The following is a 16,792-nucleotide window of genomic DNA, read 5'->3' as shown; positions in this document are numbered from 1 at the left end:
GCTATGTTCGACTCTGCGCCGGCACCGCGGCTAATCGCTAGTGATATTGATGGCACGTTTCTCGACCCGAACCACCGAGTGAGCAAGAGAAACCGTGATGCGGTGTTGCGCGCGCACCAGGCCGGGACGCACTTTGTCCTGGCCACGGGTCGGCCCCACCGCTGGATTGCCCCGGTACTCGATCAGCTTCCGCTGCGCCCGTTGTGTGTGACCGCCAATGGGGCAGTGCTTTACGATGCCGACTCCGACAACGTACTGGAGGCCCACGAAGTCGCACCCGGCGTTTTGTCCCACGTAGTCGACATCGCCAAACAAGCTTTTGCACCCCACGGCGGGGTCTCCTTCGCCGTCGAACGCGCTGGCAAAAGCGTGCGCGATCCCCTCGATGAACTCTTCGTGGTGGACCATTCCTACTCCGAAGAACCCGTCTTTGATGGCTTCGGCATCGCCGCCCTCGATGATCTCGTCTCCGTACCTGCGGTGAAACTCTTGGTGCGCAACCTGCATCTATCCGCACCAGAAATGTACGACGTGCTGGCCCCACACGTGGACCAGAACAAAGCACACGTGACCTACTCCATGAACGAAGGCATCCTCGAAGTCGCCGCCCCTGGTGTGACCAAAGCCAAGGGCCTGGATGCTGTCGCACAGCACTTCAACGTCACCGCCGAGCAAACCATCACCTTCGGCGATATGCCCAACGACATCGAAATGCTGCAGTGGGCCGGTACCGGCGTCGCCATGGGCAATGCAGCCCCCGCAGTTAAAGAAGCCGCCGACTTCGTCACCACACCCAACAGCGAATCCGGTGTGGCCAACGTCCTCGAGCGCTGGTTCTAACGAACCAGCGGTAAAACAAACAGACCAACAGCGTCATAAACACAGGAAAAGCGCTCTAGACCTAGGGAATCTAGAGCGCTTGTTTCCGCAAACCCACGGAAGTCGCTGGAAGGGGTTACCCCCCTCCCGATTAAAGTCGCGTCGGCGACTTTAATCGGTGAAGACGTTGACGGTTTCAGACTCTGGGTCGTAGGCGATTTCGCCGCCCTGGAACTGAACCTTGACCTCCTGGCCGTTGCCGGTCAGTTCCTCACCGGAGGTTGGCAGACCCAGCTCGGCAGCATTCTCACCGCTGGCCCAAGCCTTGGCGATTTCACCAATCAGGGCGTGGGTGCCGGTCTCCTCGGAGGAGAGCATGACGCCGTTTTCGAAGATCTGGGAAATGATGCCGGATTCGTCGTCGACCTCAGGACCTCCCACGGACAGGCCAAGTGCTGGGCCGAAGGCATTCAGTGCCGTAGTCCAGGACTTCTCCAGGTTCGGGTTACCGGTCAGGGTGACAATCCGGGACACGATGTTCGGGATCTCACCGACGGTCAGGCCACCGATGACCTCTTCGTCAGGATCCGGGGTCTCGATGCGGTCGTTGCGGACCAGCACGGTAAAGACGACACCAGCGATGACAGTCAGGGCCTGGATAACCGGCATTGGGATGTCCACGTTGCCCACAGAGGAGTTCGCTGTAGCTGGCTGCGGCTGGTTCGGCTGCTGCGGGCGAGATGGCTGCGACGGCTGGCTCGGCTGGGAGTTCTGGTCACCCCAGTTGATGCCACCGGAGTTGCTACCGGAGCGCACCGCGTCGTACTTAGCCTTAGTGGCCTGGCGAATCTGTGGCCACTTGCTAATGACATTGCGGCCCGGGCAGGCGGTGTAATGAAGGTCAGCGTGACCGTGGAAGGCCGGAACGTTGGCGACAACGCCAGCACCATAGCGGGCGCCGCTGAAGCCGCCGGAACGCAGGCTAGCGCGACCGCTTGGATCGAAACCGGAGATAGCAGCCTTCCAGCCGGCAATCTCAGCCACGGAGTTCAGCATTTCCTGCGGAGGCTGGGCGACCTCGAAGTTGCCCAGCATAGAAATACCCCAGGTGTTGGAGTTAAAGCCACCGACGTGAGCGCCCTGGACAGCCTTGTCCAGGCCACCGTAACGGCCTTCGTAAATGGTGCCGTACTGGTCCACGATGGCGTTGTATCCGATATCGCACCAGCCCAGGGTGCGTGCGTGGTAGGTGTAGTCACCGCGCAACTGTGCACGAGCCTGCGCTGGGGTGTAGTTGTTGTTACCCGCAGTGTGGTGCAGGGTCAGTGCCTTCACGCCACGGTCGTAGGTCGGGTTCTGGCAGCGCAGGCCTTCGTTCGCACCCCAACCAGCACGGGAGACAACGCGCGGTGCATTCGGGCTAAACGCGGTCGGCTCGATGACCTCGCCTTCCTGGGCGTTGCCATCGATAAAGACTGCCTCGAGATCGTCAACACCGGTACCACCGGTGTTCTCGGTCTCTGCAACCGGAGCGATGTCACCGTAGTTGGTGTTCAACGGAGCAACAGCGCCGTCGTTAGCTTCGGAGTCCTCGTTGGTTCCCTCATCGTTGGATGCTTCTTCTTGGGAAGCATCCGGCGTGTCGATGTCCGCCGAGTACTCAGCAGCAGGGGAGTTGTCTGCGGCTGCATTCTCGTCGCCTTCTTCAACGGGGACCTCGGTTGGGGCGTCGCCAGATTCTGCTTCGGCGGAATCCAGGTTGGTGCCTTCGAAGAGATCGACGTTGCCGACGTTGACCTGGACGTCGTTGGTGGGGCCAACCCAGATCAGTTCGGTACCGCTGGTGCCCTCAGCTTCGTTTTTAAGGGTGTCCATCTCGTACCACTGGGACCAGGAGCCGTCCTCCTGCTTGGCGCGGACGAAAGCATTGATGTCGCGCTGGCCCGGCCAGGTGATAGCGAACATGGAGAATTGCTCGTCGCGGTGGAACTGCTTGACGGCACGGGAAGCTTCGCCGCCACCCTGGGTAGCGATAGCGGGGTCGTCGACGACGATGGTTTCGCCGTCGCCGAAGCCAGAGCTAGCCGTGGTCGCATCGATAGGGCCGGAGCCTTGGCTTTGGGTCTTAAGGACTTGGTTGCCACCGAAAGCGGCAGCGGCGACCAACGCTACGGAAGTAACCGCGGCGATCACGGGGGTCGGCCACTTGGACCGCGTCGGAACTAGTCGACGTCGTAGTTGCACTGCATTCTCCCTAGGTTTTGCGCAATGTAAGCCTGTAAACGGGCCTGCCTGTTAAAACAGTACCCAAAATAGACGGAAGTTAATAGTTGGGGGCCATGTTACTTCTGTGACAACTGTTATGCATGTTGTGACACGCGGCGTGTTGCGTGTTGCCGAAGTGCTGAATGTATTAACGGCTAATCTGGAGGGCATGACTTCTTATGACCTCATCGTCGTTGGATCCGGATTCTTTGGCTTGACCGTTGCCGAGCGCGCAGCATCGCAGCTGGGTAAGAAGGTGCTCATCGTCGAGCGCCGCAATCACCTAGGTGGCAACGCCTACTCCGAGGCAGAGCCAGAAACCGGCATCGAGGTGCACAAGTACGGCGCCCACCTCTTCCACACCTCTAATAAGCGCGTGTGGGACTACTGCAACCAGTTCACTGACTTCACCGATTACCAGCACCGTGTGTTCGCCATGCACGATGGCACCGCGTACCAGTTCCCGATGGGTCTGGGCCTGATTAACCAGTTCTTCGGTCGTTACTATTCCCCAGATGAGGCCCGTCAGTTGATTGCTGACCAGGCCGGCGAGTTCGACCCGAAGGAAGCCAACAACTTGGAAGAAAAGGCCATCTCCCTGATTGGCCGTCCGCTGTACGAGGCGTTTATTCGCGACTACACCGCCAAGCAGTGGCAGACCGACCCGAAGGAGCTGCCGGCATCCAACATCACTCGTTTGCCGGTGCGCTACACCTTTAATAACCGCTACTTCAACGACACCTATGAAGGTCTGCCGGTCGAAGGCTACGCAGCCTGGCTGGAGAACATGGCAGCGCACGAGAACATCGACGTGCTGCTGGAGACTGACTGGTTTGAGGTCCGCGAGCAGCTGCGCGGTGAGAGCCCGGATGCCCCGGTCGTCTACACCGGTCCGCTGGATCGTTACTTCGACTACGCCGAGGGTGAGCTCGGCTGGCGCACCCTGGACTTCGATCTGGAGGTGCTGGAAACCGGTGACTTCCAGGGCACTCCGGTGATGAACTACAACGATGCTGACGTTGACTACACCCGCATCCACGAGTTCCGTCACTTCCACCCGGAGCGCGCCGACAAGTACCCCAATGACAAGACGGTCATCATGAAGGAGTACTCCCGCTTCGCTGAGTCCGGCGATGAGCCTTACTACCCGATTAACACCCCGGAGGACCGCTCCAAGCTGGAGGCGTACCGCAAGCGCGCGGCAGCTGAAGCTAAGGGCAACCAGGTCCTGTTTGGCGGTCGTCTGGGTACCTACCAGTACCTGGACATGCACATGGCTATCGCCTCGGCGCTGTCGCTGTTCGACAACAAGCTGGCTCCATTCTGGAATGAGGGTAAGGCTCTCGAGCAGGAGCGCGGCCACTAAAACCACGCCTTAACTAAACGTGCGTAACCCTTGCTGGGTGCGCACGTTTCGTTGTTTTGCAGCGCTTGGCGATGCCTTTCTCACCACCCCAACAGCCCCAACAGTGTAAAAAATTCACCTCAAATAGAGTGACATCTGTCACTAAAAACGCTGAGTTCGCCAAAAGTAAGTCGTTAAAACTTCCAGTTCAGGGGATTTTCAATAAGGATTGCTCAACAATTCCTGCAGGTAGACGTGCATGACACCGGTTTTCTTTCTATAGACCGATAGTTACTCTTATTTCGTACCTATCGATCTATAGATAAAGATAAAGAGGATGAGGTCATGACTGACGATCAAATGCTTGCCGCGTCAGGCAATGCTTCGTGGATGTTGATGTCAGCAGCACTGGTGCTTCTGATGACTCCGGCCCTAGCACTGTTCTACGGTGGCATGACGGGACGCCGCAGCGCGGTGAATATGATGATGATGTCTTTCGGCACTCTGGGTGTGGTCTCCATCGTCTACATCTTGTGGGGCTGGTCGATGTCCTATGGCACGCAGTCGGTAGCCGGCGTCTTCGCGAATCCGTTTGAGATGTTCGGCTTGTCGGGACAGATTACCGATGATGCGGGTGCCTACGTCGAGGGTGAATCCGGTTACGCCAACGTGATTGATATCGGATTCCAGCTGACCTTCGCAGTGATTTCCACCGCGATTATTTCCGGTGCACTGGCTGGTCGCGTGAAGTTCTCCACCTGGTTGGTCTTCTCCGGCTTGTGGGCAACCTTCTGCTACTTCCCACTGGCACACATGGTCTGGGGTGGCGGCCTGCTGGCCCACACCGAGGGTTCCCTGGCAGCGATGATGTTCGGTCTGACCGATGGCGAAGCAACTGTTGCACCAATCGACTTCGCAGGCGGCACCGTGGTTCACATCTCCGCAGGTACTGCAGCACTGGTGCTGGCTCTGATTGTGGGTAAGCGTTACGACTTCATGAAGTCCCAGGCACGTCCGCACAACCTCCCGCTGGTGATGCTGGGTGCGGCAATGCTGTGGTTCGGCTGGTTCGGCTTCAACGGTGGCTCCGCCTTTGCCGCTGACGGCCTGGCAGGTATGGCCTGGTTGAACACCACCGCTGCTACCGCTGCGGCAATGATTGGCTGGATTGTCATTGAGTCCATCCGCGATAAGCGCGCTACCTCTCTGGGTGCGGCGTCTGGTGTGGTTGCTGGTCTGGTCACCATCACCCCGGCCGCTGGCGCAATGACCCCGGTGACCTCCCTGCTCCTGGGTGCTATCGGTGGTGCCCTGGCTTGCCTGGGCGTTGGCCTGAAGTACAAGTTCGGCTTCGATGACTCCCTCGACGTGGTCGGCGTCCACTTGGTTGCTGGTCTGTGGGGCACCATCGGCCTGGCATTCTTCGCCAGCGAGGGCGGCATGCTTACCGATGACTTCGGTTTCGGCTTCCAGCTACTTATCGTTCAGGTTGTTATCGCACTGGTCGCGATGGTGTTTACCGCAGTGGTTACCGCAATCCTGGGCTACATCCTCAAAGCAGTTATGGGCTGGCGCATCGATTCCGATTCCGAGGAAAGCGGTATCGACGAAGCACAGCACCACGAATCCTCCTACGACTTTGAAAACCCGGAAGAGGGCGCAACCCCGGTCCACGCCGGTGCTGCTCCGAAGCGAGTTGGTCCAGTAGAAGACGAAGTCTGATACTGAACTAAAAGTCACACCTCCTTGTTGATACTCCCCGTCTTGCCAGTTCGTGGCGAGGCGGGGAGTAGTGGTTTAGCGCATGCCTTTTAGCTCTTCGGTGACCAACGGAATAGTTTCTGGCCCAACACCGCGCACACGACAAGTAGAACAATCAACGCAATTAACTGCGGCCAGGTATCACCGAGTGAGCCGTCGTACCACAGTTCTTGAGTGGGGCGAATGAACCATCGCAGCGGAGAGAACTCAATGATGTCCTGCATTAACTGCGGCATAGCCGACAAAGGCCCAAAGGCACCGGAGGTCATCATCATGACAATCATCAAAACGTTGCCGATGCCGGTGGCTGCACCAACGCTGGGAAAGATACTCGCTAAGAGATAACCCAGTGCAAGAAACGCAGCGAGGCCAACTACGCAGGTACCCAGAACACCAACGGGGTTTTCGGGTAGCTCAACGCCAAAGACCACCACACCCAGTGTCAGTGCGCAAAGCATGCCGGCGAGGGCAACCAAAAAGTGCACGGTCAGATTTGCTGCCATAAAGGCGCCCGGGTGCATCGGGGTAAGGCGAAGACGTTGCAAAGCGCCGCTTTCTCGCAGCGTGATTAACGTCAAAGGCATCTGGAGCAAACCTGTGACCGCTAAGCACAACGAGGCGAAACCAGGCAAAGTAGCTTCCAGCATGGTCATGCCGCCGAATTCAGCTTGGGCGTCGTTGCCGAAGAGCAGCCCTAACAACAGCACCATCATGGGCGCGAAGGCGAACTGGAAGAACAGACCAACCGGCTCACGCCGCTGGGAACGCCATAACGTGCGAACAAGCGTGGAATACATCAGGACTTCCCTTCTGCATTCGCTTCAGCAATGCGCTTGCCCGTCAGTGACAAGAAGACATCTTCAAGCCCCGCACTGCGCGTATTGATGTTCATCACGCGTAAGTCTTGGGTGCGCAGGGCATCGAAAAGCTCTGGCAAGTAGTCACCTGAACCCTGCAATTCCATAGTTCGACCGGAGACCTTCGTGACTTTCACCCCCGGTAACTCCAGGTTGGTGGGTACAGCTCTTGCGAATTCCACTTTGGCTGCGGACTGCCCGCCGTGTGCAGCGATAAGGTTGGGCACCGAATCGCACGCGACCAGTCGTCCTTGGTCGATAATCGCCACCCGGTCGCAGAGATATTCAGCTTCTTCCATGTAGTGGGTGGTCAGCACCACCGTGGCGCCGTTATCGCGTACGTGCTTGACGGTTTCCCACATATCGCGGCGCGACTGTGGGTCGAGGGCTGTGGTGATTTCATCCAAAAACGCCAGCTCCGGCTTGTGCAGCAAAGTCAGTGCGATAAACACGCGTTGCCGCTCGCCACCGCTGAGCTTTTCGATGCGCGCATCCTCCTTATGCCCAATCCCTAACTCCTCTAGCACGTCCTTCCAGGGACGAACCTCCGGATAGAGCGCCGAGTACAGCTCCAGCGCCTCTCCTACCCTTAAACGTGGCGGTAGCGCGGAACTTTGCATCTGCACACCAACGCGTGAGGCAAGCTCATCCCAGGAGGTTGCCGGGTTGAGGCCAAAGACCTCGACGGTCCCTGAGGTGGGTGTATCTAGTCCTTCACAGAGGTTGAGCAGCGTCGTCTTACCGGCACCATTAGGGCCGACGATGCCGAAGATTTCTCCCTCTCGGACCTCAAGGTCCACCCCGTCGAGCGCACGCGCTGACCCAAAGTGGCGGGATATATTGCTGGCTCGAACAATGGCGGCCATTAGTCGTTTCCACCCATCGTGGGTGGCATGTCCGGCATGGACTTAGTGATCAGTTCATCGAGGTATTCCTGCGGCATGATCGCAATGCCCTGGTCCTTGTCCGCTAAAAGCAGCAGTGAATCACCAGGCTCAATATCGAAGAGGTCACGCGCAACCTTCGGTATCACTACCTGGCCTTTCGGGCCGACCTTGACGGTGGCGGCAAACTTTCCGGGAAGTGGCGGCAGGGATTCTGGACTCATGGTGCCTCCTAGGTAGGAACATCTAGTAATACAAGTATAATTTTTCCTACCTTGAGAGCGTGTGGCACCACCTCAATATCAGGTTGGGAGAACGATGAAACTTACGCAGCGAACACCGTGACCGCGTTGCCGTGATCTTCGATGAGCTCAATCAGGTCAGCGGTCTTCATCCACACTGTCGCGGTGTTGTCGTTGGGATGCACACCGATAACGCCAGGTTCAGCCAGCAAGTCTTCATCGAGGAAGAATTGGACGGTGCAATCGGCATCGTTAAGCAGGCCCAGCGGAGTGACTGCACCAGGGGTGAGATTGAGGATGTTGTGGAGGTATTTCTCGCTGGCGAAACTTAAGTGCCGCGTACCGTGCTGTTCTTGGAATGCCTTCAAGTCCACACGCTTATCGCCCTGGACAGACACCAGATAGAAGTTGCGCTTCTTGTCATCGCGAATGAAGAGATTCTTCGCCTGGGAATCGGGGTACGGCATCTGAATATTGGTGAGCGCGTCCATGTCATAGACGGCCTCATGCTCGGTGACCTCGAACCAGAAGTCGCGTTCTTTCAGGAGCGCGTAGACCTCGTGCTTATTCATCCTTGCCCTGTCCGACCGAAACTTGGAAACTCGTAATCAAACTTGGATTTCCAAGTTTAACTGGGAAAAATTCCAAGTTTCCAAACTTTGATTCCGAGTTTCCTTTTGTGGGGCAGTTGTTGATGCTAGGTGCGGTACACCTGAGTTCTTTAGGTTTATCGCTGAAAATCTACTTTGTACCTGATTTAGATAATGCAAATCCCGGGCCCCATCGTCCGGTGGGATCTCCCGGGATTTACTTCTCCTCAACACGCATGCCGAGAAGCACTGTACGCATTATGCCACGTGACTATATGGATTTCCCTGCCTAAGTCTCATCCTCATCGGTTTTTGTGTGAGCTACGAGGGTTCTTAATGCGTGTGGACTGGCATCGCTGCTCGCGTTCCAAGACCGAGCTTGGCGGTTGTTTCTCCGCTGGTAAGGGAACATGGTGACAATAGGGGTGCTCCACACGGAAATTCCAACTTTCAAAGTTGGAATTGCAGGTTAGGGAGTGTGGAGTAGATTCGGTTTTCCCATTTTCCAAGTTTGGTGGTGAATCCTAATTTTGGAATGAGCGGATTTATTATTTAGGAGAGCCACGTGAATGTCTGAATTCACTAGTGATAGCGGTAGGCGGTGGCGTAAAACAACTCATAAACAACTATCTGCTTATGTGGGGTCTGTGGCGGGGTGTTTATGCAGCTCAAGGTGGTTGTTTGTAGTTGTTTCAAGTTGTTTTAGGTTGTTATCCACCTGGTGTTTGGGCCGCGACTAGGGCCTGAGGGATCGATCTGCGCGCGTCCTAGGGTGCGCAGATGGCGCAAAATGTCCGTGACTTCTTTTCGGCCGAGGCCAGTTTCTTTAGCTAGCTCAGAAGCATGGAGCTGCTCCCCGGCATGGAGCTTTTCTTCAATCCATTCTTGAACGCTGATTATGTATAGTTCTCCGGCATTGGCCATCCCCATGGTTTTCCGTACTTCGTCTGTGAGAACCCATTCCTTTGCGTCGCGTACCGGGGCAACAATGCCGTAGTCTTGCAAGACATTCATGAGTTCATCAACTTCAATTGGCGACGTTTGGGTTTGTTCTTTTACCTGGTTAAAGGTGATGAGTGGAGAGTGCCATAGGTGCCACAAGACGATAAGAGTATTGACGTTGCCAGTAACGTCAGCGCCCTTGGTCTGGGATAAGTTGTGAAGTCCGCGAATGAAGTTGGTATCGGGCTGCCCTGCCGCCATGATGATCTCCACGTAGGTGTCTTCCGCAATGACGGTTGGGACATTGCGTCCGGAGTTAATCATTGCGGACCACATGCGGTCGAAGCCGCGCGAAGATTCTTCCGCAAGGCCAAGCGCACGCATGCTGGCCATCAAGCGGTTATTGCGTGGGATCGATTGAGTGGTTAGAAGCCGATGGGGTGACACCCCAGGGGGAAGTGCTCCTGGAGAAGTAATCTTTAGAGTTCGAGGCGATTGGTCAATAACGATAGGCCGAGTTATTTGCCAGTCACGGTGGATAATTGCGTTGGTGACAGCCTCATCAATTGCTTGGGCTGGGAATCGGGGAATCGGTACTTCTTGACCATCTGAGAACTGTACTCGATCAATTTCTTGATCGCTCCGCTCAGCGATGAGCCGCCGAAGTCTAGGGAGTGCGGCAATGATGGGCTCGCTAAATTCTGTGACTTTAGGCTCAGAACCCGGCATTGCACGCCAGAGGTGACGGATACTCACTTCGGGAATTTCGAGCGGAAGTAGAAGAATCTCTCCTGCACGCTTGAGCTGGCCATCGAAAGTAACTAGTCCCAGCTCACGTAATAATCCTGGGGTTGTGTCGGGGACGTGATTGCCTTCGCCGGAGCGTTCGCGTTTGCTTCGCAAAAGGCGGCGTGCCTCGGAGAGGGAAGAAAGCTCAATATCTTCGATTTTGCGAGTAGAGGTCCGGTTAGAGAAGTCAGTATTAGCGCGTGTAGAGATAATGGCTTGGCGCTCTTCTTCTGTTAATGCTTTGCAGTGTGTGCCGATCCTGCGTTTAGCTTGTCCCTGTGTTCGGGTATATAGGGTTCTTCCCTCAGGGACCCTGACGATGACCAGTCGAACCTCGTTGTAGATGCATTCTGTAGCCTCTACGTGCAAGTTTGGCCTGGTTCCTTTGAAGACCTTGTCTTCGATGTAATCAGTGTCGAATTGCGTGCCAGTGAAGGCAGGGCGGCCGGGTGTTTTATCGCTCACACCAATGATGATGTATCCAGTTCCACCATCAGCGTTGGCGAAGCATATTGCCTCGTCGATGAGCTTTTCGGTTAATTCCGCTTTAGGATTTCCCTTCGCCGTATGAGAACTCTGCGAGCGGTCTTCTTTGAACTCCAAGACAGCAGACTCCACGGCATCGGCAGTGGAGCCAGCGCTAATGGAAGCTAGTGCCTCCTTGATGTGGGCAGGCAGCGGCCATGGGGGCTCGGGAATCATACTTGTGAGTCTACATAACCCCAAGAAGTTGTTTGCAATAAAATAAAAGCGATTTCAAAAACAACCTCAAAACAACTCGGATGGTTTCTGTGGGGCAGATTTAGCGTATACGCAGGTTAAAATGGTTGTTTGTAGTTGTTTCGAGTTGTTTTAGGTTGTTTGAGATCGCCAAACGCCCGGCCTCGAGAATAAGTCGAGCCGGGCGTTTGATGGTGCGTGAACCTTTAGCTCAACGCTGGTGGGAGCTTAGCTAGCTGGGGAGAGTCCGGGGGAGGACTGGTCGCTAACGCGGTAGAGGTGCTCGTTGACAAATTCGCCAACGCCCCAGCGGGCGAGCTCGCGGCCGTAACCGGAGCGGTTGATGCCGCCGAAAGGCAGGCCAGCGCCGGTGACGGCGTGCTCGTTGACGAAGGTCATGCCGTCCTGCAGCTGGGTAGCAACCTTGGTGGCTGCTTCGATGTCGGTGGACCAGACGGAGCTGGACAGGCCGTAATCGGAGTTGTTGGCAATCTCGATGGCCTCGTTGACGTCCTTGGCCTTGTAGATGACAGCAACTGGGCCGAAGATTTCGTTGCAGCCGATGTCGGCGTTCGGGTCGACATTGGTAAGCAGGGTTGGCTCCATGTAGGCGCCATCGCGGTCGACCTTGTTGCCGCCCACGCGAATGGTGGCGGTGCCTTCTTCCTTGGCCTTGTCGAGGCGTTCCACGATTTCATCGCGGGCTTCGATGGAGGACAGCGGGCCAATGGCGGCGTCCTCATCGTTGTACGGGCCGACCTTCATGTCGCCGATGACCTTTTCCAGGTACTCGACGGTGCGGTCGTAGAAGTCCTCGAGAACGATAAGACGCTTCGGGGCGTTGCAGGCCTGGCCGGTGTTGTACATGCGAATCAGGGCGAACTGATCCAGTACCCACTGCAGATTCTCATCGTCGATAACCAGGAATGGGTCGTTGCCACCCAGCTCCAGAACGGACTTCTTGTAGTTCTCACCAGCAGTCTTAGCGACGGCAGAACCAGCGCCCTCGGAACCGGTAAGAGAGACGCCCTTGATTCGGGAGTCAGCAACGAAGTCGTCCATCTGGGAGCCGGAAGCGTAGACGTTGATGTATACGTCTTCCGGCAAGCCGGCCTGCTCCAGGATGTCCTGGCATGCCTGGGAGGAGAGTGGGCAAATGGAAGCGTGCTTGAGCACGATGGTGTTGCCCAGCAGCAGGTTCGGCGCTGCAAAGCGGGCGACCTGGTAGTAGGGGAAGTTCCACGGCATAACACCCAGCAGTGGGCCGAGTGGCTCCTTGCGGACGAAGGTGTGGTCGGCGCCCTGGGCGGGCAGGTGCTCGTCGGCAAGCAGCTCGTGTGCGTGCTCGGCGTACCAACGGTAAATATCTACGACAATCTGTACCTCAGCCTTAGCCCAGCGGGTAAGCTTGCCCATCTCGCGGCCGATGTGCTCGGCGAGCTGGTCTGCCTGCTCTTCGTAAATATCCGCGGTGCGGTTCAAGATGGCAGCGCGCTCATCGATGGTGGTCTGGCGCCAGGACTTAAAAGCCTCAGTCGAACGCTCGAGGATGCCGTCGCGCTCGGAGTCGTCGATGCGGGTGAATTCTTCTTCGGAAGTTCCGGTGTTTGGGTTCTGTAGTGCGAATGTGCTCATGGCCCCCTGTATAGCGCTGCTTGGGCGTTCTGGCAATGAGGTATGGCTCAGAAATTCCCCTGCTAAACGCAATATTGGCTCGAGTTTATCTGGACTTACCTGCGCAAATACCATTAGCGCAAGAATGGGCAACAACTTATTTTGTCTATCTATTCACCTGAATTTGGATGATTTCTCAAAGTCCAATAAATGAACTTAGTGGCGAGCCCTTAAACCTGGGAGCTTTAGGCAGTTTAAAGCCTGTATCCCGTGGACTTCGGGGGTGATAACGATTTGGAATGGGCAAAATACTTGCACTGTTTAGTTTTGTGACCTAGGCTTCGTTGCTAACGCAAGTGATCGCCATCACCTTGAAGGTGGATGAAAAGTTTACTCAATGAACTCACTTGTGGACGCTGTCCGACGAACAGAAGAGGAGTACTGCCTTGGCTGCAGAAGAAGTGATGATCCCCCGCACCGTGACCGTGGATGGTCGCGAGGTGACCTACTACGATTCCGAGGACACCCGGAACCATCCTGACGATGTGCTGGTGCTCATCCACGGCACTGGCGGCAATACCGCAGCGCACTTCGGTTTCCTCTTCCCGGTACTGGCATCGCGCCAGCGCGTGGTTGCTATTGACTGGGCACAGATCAGCGAGGACAAGGATCTGGAGCTGGACGACCTGGTCAACCAGTGCCGTGGCGCCATCGACCAGATTCTGCCGGGCAAGAAGATTGCACTCCTGGGCTACTCCCTGGGCGCAGTCGTAGCGGCCAAGATTGCTGCCGATGCCCCGGACCTCGTCGAGCGCCTCCTGCTCGTGTGCGGCTGGGCACGTACCGACCAGCAACAGCAGCTGCGCAACAGTGTGTGGCAGGCGCTGCGCCAGGCGCCCGATGACCGTGCCCTGCGCGAGTACTCCGTGTTCTGCGCGTTGGGTGGGCCCTACCTATCATTCGCTACCCCAGACCAGATTGAAGCCGGACTTGGTGTGTTTGTCTTCAACTCCTTCATTGACCAGCAAATGGAGCTCAATCGCCACATCGATATCGCAGCTGATGTGGAAAAGATTCAGGCACGCACCCTCGTGGTGGGCTGCACCCACGACATCATGGTGCCGATTCGCCACCAAAAGGCTCTGTTCGGTGCCATCCCTGACGCCCGCTTCGCTGAAATCGGCACCGGCCACGGTGTTGTCATCGAGCGCCCCTCGGAGCTGTCCCACCACATCCAGGAGTTCATGGACACTCCGGACAAGTACGCCGCCGGCGACATCATCCCTGCCCCGCGACCATAAGAAAGTAAGGACCACATCATGACTGAAACTAAGAAGACTCGCACTGTCATCGTTGGCACCGGCTTTGCCGGTCTGGGCATGGGTGCCCAGCTCAAGCGCCGCGGCGACGATGACTTCATCATCATTGAACGTGCCGACGAAGTCGGTGGCACCTGGCGCGACAACACCTACCCAGGCGCGGCGTGCGATGTGCCCTCCCACCTGTACTCTTTCTCTTTCCGTCCGAATCCGAACTGGTCGCAGTTCTACGCCAAGAGCCCGGAGATTCATCAGTACCTCAAGGACGTAACTGAGGAAGAGGGCCTGTACCCGCACATCGATTTCAATGCGAACATGGCCGATGCTTCCTGGAACGACGAGGAGGGCCGCTGGTACGTCACCACTCCGGATACCACCTACATCGCACAGTTCCTCATTACTGGCACTGGCCACCTGGCTGATGAGGCTTTCCCGGATGTTCCGGGGCTGGATACTTTCCCGGGCGACAAGTTCCACTCCGCGCGTTGGGACCACAGCAAGAACCTCGAGGGCAAGCGCATTGGCGTCGTTGGCACCGGTGCTTCCGCTATCCAGCTGGTACCGGACATGGAAAAGATTGCCTCTGAGCTCGTCGTCTTCCAGCGCACCCCGTCCTATGTGACTCCGCGTATGGAGCACACCTACACCGAGGGCGAAAAGCGCCAGTTCCAGCGCGACCCTGATGCCATTCCGAACCTGCGCGCAACGCTGTTCTGGACCGGTGAGAATGGCTTCGCTGCACGCAAGGGCATCCCGCGCTTCCTGGAGGAAAACCGCAAGGTTGCTCTGGATCACCTGGCTAACCAGGTTGAAGACCCAGAGCTGCGCGAGAAGCTCACCCCGAAGTACGAGCCAGGCTGCAAGCGTGTGCTGATTTCCAACACCTACTATCCGGCCATCGCTTCGGAGAAGACCACCCTGGAAGACTCCGCCCTGGTGCGCGTCGATGGTTCTAAGGCAGTGGCTGCTTCCGGTGAAGAATACGAGCTCGACGCACTGATTTTCGCCACCGGCTTCGAGGCTTCCGAGCCACCATACGCGGAGCTCATCCACGGTCACGATGGCCTGAACCTGTCTGAGTACTGGTCTCAGGGCATGCAGGCTTACCAGTCCATCACCGTGGCAAACTTCCCGAACCTGTTCTCCATCAACGGTCCGAACACCTCGCTGGGCCACAACTCGATTGTCTACATCATCGAAGCCCAGATTGATTACGTGCTCGGTGCTTACGACTACATCGAGAAGAATCAGATCGCCACGCTCGAGCCAACCGAAGAAGCTGAAGAAGGCTACGCTGACCAGCTACAGAGCAACGCTAAGGGCACCGTGTGGCTCGATGGCGGCTGCAACTCCTGGTACCTGGATCAGCGCTCCGGTCGCCTGACCCTCATCTACCCGGACTTCGCCTACGCTTTCCGCGACCACAACGGCACCTTCACCCCGGAGGGCTACACCTTCGACACCCTTGTGCCGGCCTAAGCAGTGGCCTGAGGGCAGGCAGAGCACACGCTTGACGATGCCGCCCTCAACACCACAGCGAACACCTCACTAAACACCTTCAACACCGCAGTACATGTGATGTTGTGTGTGGAGTTAGTGGGGTGTTCTATTTTATTCCAGGTTACTGGTTGATCAGACCGTGCAGGCTGTGTCTCGGAATATGCGGACCGATTGGAAGTAGTGAATCCTGGTGGCCTATTCGGTCCAGCGACTCGGGATAGCCTGGGAAATTTTCGAGTAACTGGCTCACGTAATCAGTTTCTGGCGGCGTGGTTCTGGGGAGGCGATACGACGAGCCACTGCGTAGCCCGAAGCAGCGGTACCGCCTGGCGGATGCGTAAACGCTAGTCGGTGTTGCGTCGTTCCAGGACTGCCTGGACGTGCTGTGCGGCATCGGAAAGCGCGGTGAGGACTTCGTCCTTGCGCTGTTCGGGCATGCGGCTTTTGATCGCGGAGATACTGACGACGACCTGTGGCATGCCGGCTACGGGTGGGGCGAGGATGGCGGCGCCGGTAAGTCCAGGAAGGACATATTCCTCGCCGTAGAGGTAGCCGTGTTCCTGGCACTGGCGGATCGCGGCGCGCACGGTGTCTTTGTGCTCAGGGGTGACGATCTTTGTCCACTCTTTGCGCACGGTGTGTTCCATGCGCTCTAGGAGGGATTCTTGTTGTTCCTCGGGCAGCTGACTCATTAATGCGATGCCGCTGTAGGTGGAGGTCAGCGGCATGATTTCACCGACTTCGACGGATTCCATGCGGACGGGGAAGCTGCCATGCGCGCGTGCGAGGTAGTACGTGCCGTGGAAATAGCGGGCGCTGATGTAGGCAGTATCGCCGATTTTGTCGGCGAGTTCTTGGGCTACGGTGTGCAGTTCAGTGAACCGCAACAACGGCGGTGGGGCCGCGAGCCCAAGAAGAGCGAGTTGCTGGCCAAGGATATAGCGCTTAGTGTCGAGCTGCTCGATGTAGCCGACCTTGCGCAAGCTGGTGAGCATACGATGCACAGTGGGACGAGAAATCCCGGTTTGTTCAGCCAGATCAAGTAGACGAGCGCCCGCAGCGCCTGCCGACGCCACTGCCTCCAAAATGGCGGCGGCGCGGTTAATGACGTGCGGGCTATCACTCATAGCATTTCAGCCTACCGC

At 56.9% G+C, this 16,792-nt stretch carries 13 protein-coding genes and 1 pseudogene; 6 read left to right on the top strand and 8 right to left on the bottom strand.

Translation table 11 applies throughout. The annotated features are described in order from the left end of the window. Window positions 1-3: 3 nt before the first annotated feature. Window positions 4-840: a Cof-type HAD-IIB family hydrolase gene (locus UL81_RS10645; protein ID WP_046453589.1), complete on the top strand. Its 837-nt coding sequence runs from the start codon at window positions 4-6 to the stop codon at window positions 838-840. 150 nt (window positions 841-990) lie between these two features. Here UL81_RS10645 and UL81_RS10640 read toward each other — a convergent pair whose 3' ends face one another. After that, window positions 991-3,012, bottom strand: coding sequence for an N-acetylmuramoyl-L-alanine amidase (locus UL81_RS10640; RefSeq protein WP_035106316.1), 2,022 nt, complete (start codon window positions 3,010-3,012; stop codon window positions 991-993). A 241-nt stretch (window positions 3,013-3,253) separates the two neighbouring features. Here UL81_RS10640 and glf point away from each other — a divergent pair, with 241 nt between their 5' ends. Next, entirely contained in the window at window positions 3,254-4,450 is a 1,197-nt protein-coding gene (glf, locus tag UL81_RS10635) for a UDP-galactopyranose mutase (protein WP_035106317.1), read from the top strand. A 324-nt stretch (window positions 4,451-4,774) separates the two neighbouring features. After that, window positions 4,775-6,151, top strand: coding sequence for an ammonium transporter (locus UL81_RS10630; protein WP_035106318.1), 1,377 nt, complete (start codon window positions 4,775-4,777; stop codon window positions 6,149-6,151). An 89-nt stretch (window positions 6,152-6,240) separates the two neighbouring features. Here the strand turns inward: UL81_RS10630 and UL81_RS10625 are convergent, their stop codons facing one another. The 6 genes from UL81_RS10625 to UL81_RS10600 all read right to left on the bottom strand — a co-directional run bounded on the left by UL81_RS10625 (window position 6,241) and on the right by UL81_RS10600 (window position 12,849). Next, window positions 6,241-6,987: an ABC transporter permease gene (locus UL81_RS10625; RefSeq protein ID WP_035106319.1), complete on the bottom strand. Its 747-nt coding sequence runs from the start codon at window positions 6,985-6,987 to the stop codon at window positions 6,241-6,243. Beyond that, complete coding sequence (locus tag UL81_RS10620) at window positions 6,987-7,913, bottom strand: ABC transporter ATP-binding protein (RefSeq protein ID WP_035106320.1); 927 nt, start codon at window positions 7,911-7,913, stop codon at window positions 6,987-6,989. The genes UL81_RS10625 and UL81_RS10620 overlap by 1 nt, the downstream gene beginning before the upstream one ends. Then, on the bottom strand, window positions 7,913-8,155 hold the full coding sequence (locus tag UL81_RS10615) for an AbrB/MazE/SpoVT family DNA-binding domain-containing protein (protein ID WP_035106322.1): 243 nt from the start codon (window positions 8,153-8,155) through the stop codon (window positions 7,913-7,915). Before UL81_RS10615 ends, UL81_RS10620 begins: the two co-directional genes overlap by 1 nt. A 101-nt stretch (window positions 8,156-8,256) precedes the next feature. Continuing rightward, window positions 8,257-8,745 carry a prolyl-tRNA synthetase associated domain-containing protein gene (locus UL81_RS10610; RefSeq protein ID WP_035106329.1) on the bottom strand — a complete coding sequence of 163 codons (489 nt, stop codon included), beginning with the start codon at window positions 8,743-8,745 and terminating at the stop codon, window positions 8,257-8,259. A 720-nt stretch (window positions 8,746-9,465) separates the two neighbouring features. Further along, complete coding sequence (locus UL81_RS10605; RefSeq protein WP_035106331.1) at window positions 9,466-11,196, bottom strand: RNA-binding domain-containing protein; 1,731 nt, start codon at window positions 11,194-11,196, stop codon at window positions 9,466-9,468. Window positions 11,197-11,442: 246 nt separating this feature from the next. Then, window positions 11,443-12,849 (bottom strand): NAD-dependent succinate-semialdehyde dehydrogenase, encoded by a 1,407-nt coding sequence (locus tag UL81_RS10600; RefSeq protein ID WP_035106333.1) that lies wholly within the window; start codon window positions 12,847-12,849, stop codon window positions 11,443-11,445. A 425-nt stretch (window positions 12,850-13,274) separates the two neighbouring features. Between UL81_RS10600 and UL81_RS10595 the strand changes: the two genes are divergently transcribed. From UL81_RS10595 to UL81_RS11715, 3 genes and pseudogenes are all read left to right on the top strand, one after another. Next, on the top strand, window positions 13,275-14,129 hold the full coding sequence (locus UL81_RS10595) for an alpha/beta fold hydrolase (RefSeq protein WP_105360441.1): 855 nt from the start codon (window positions 13,275-13,277) through the stop codon (window positions 14,127-14,129). Between the two features lie 18 nt (window positions 14,130-14,147). After that, window positions 14,148-15,626, top strand: coding sequence for a flavin-containing monooxygenase (locus UL81_RS10590; protein WP_046453588.1), 1,479 nt, complete (start codon window positions 14,148-14,150; stop codon window positions 15,624-15,626). Between the two features lie 183 nt (window positions 15,627-15,809). Beyond that, window positions 15,810-15,995 (top strand): annotated as a pseudogene (locus UL81_RS11715) (hypothetical protein); the annotation flags it as partial. Here the strand turns inward: UL81_RS11715 and UL81_RS10585 are convergent. Beyond that, window positions 15,992-16,774, bottom strand: a complete 783-nt coding sequence (locus UL81_RS10585) for an IclR family transcriptional regulator (RefSeq protein WP_035106335.1) — start codon at window positions 16,772-16,774, stop codon at window positions 15,992-15,994. The pseudogene UL81_RS11715 and the gene UL81_RS10585 sit on opposite strands and share 4 nt — an antisense overlap. Window positions 16,775-16,792: the final 18 nt, after the last annotated feature.

This window comes from Corynebacterium camporealensis (assembly GCF_000980815.1).
Lineage (GTDB): Bacteria > Actinomycetota > Actinomycetes > Mycobacteriales > Mycobacteriaceae > Corynebacterium > Corynebacterium camporealense.
Note: the sequence above shows the minus strand (reverse complement) of the source record. Positions and strands in the feature narration are given on the sequence as shown.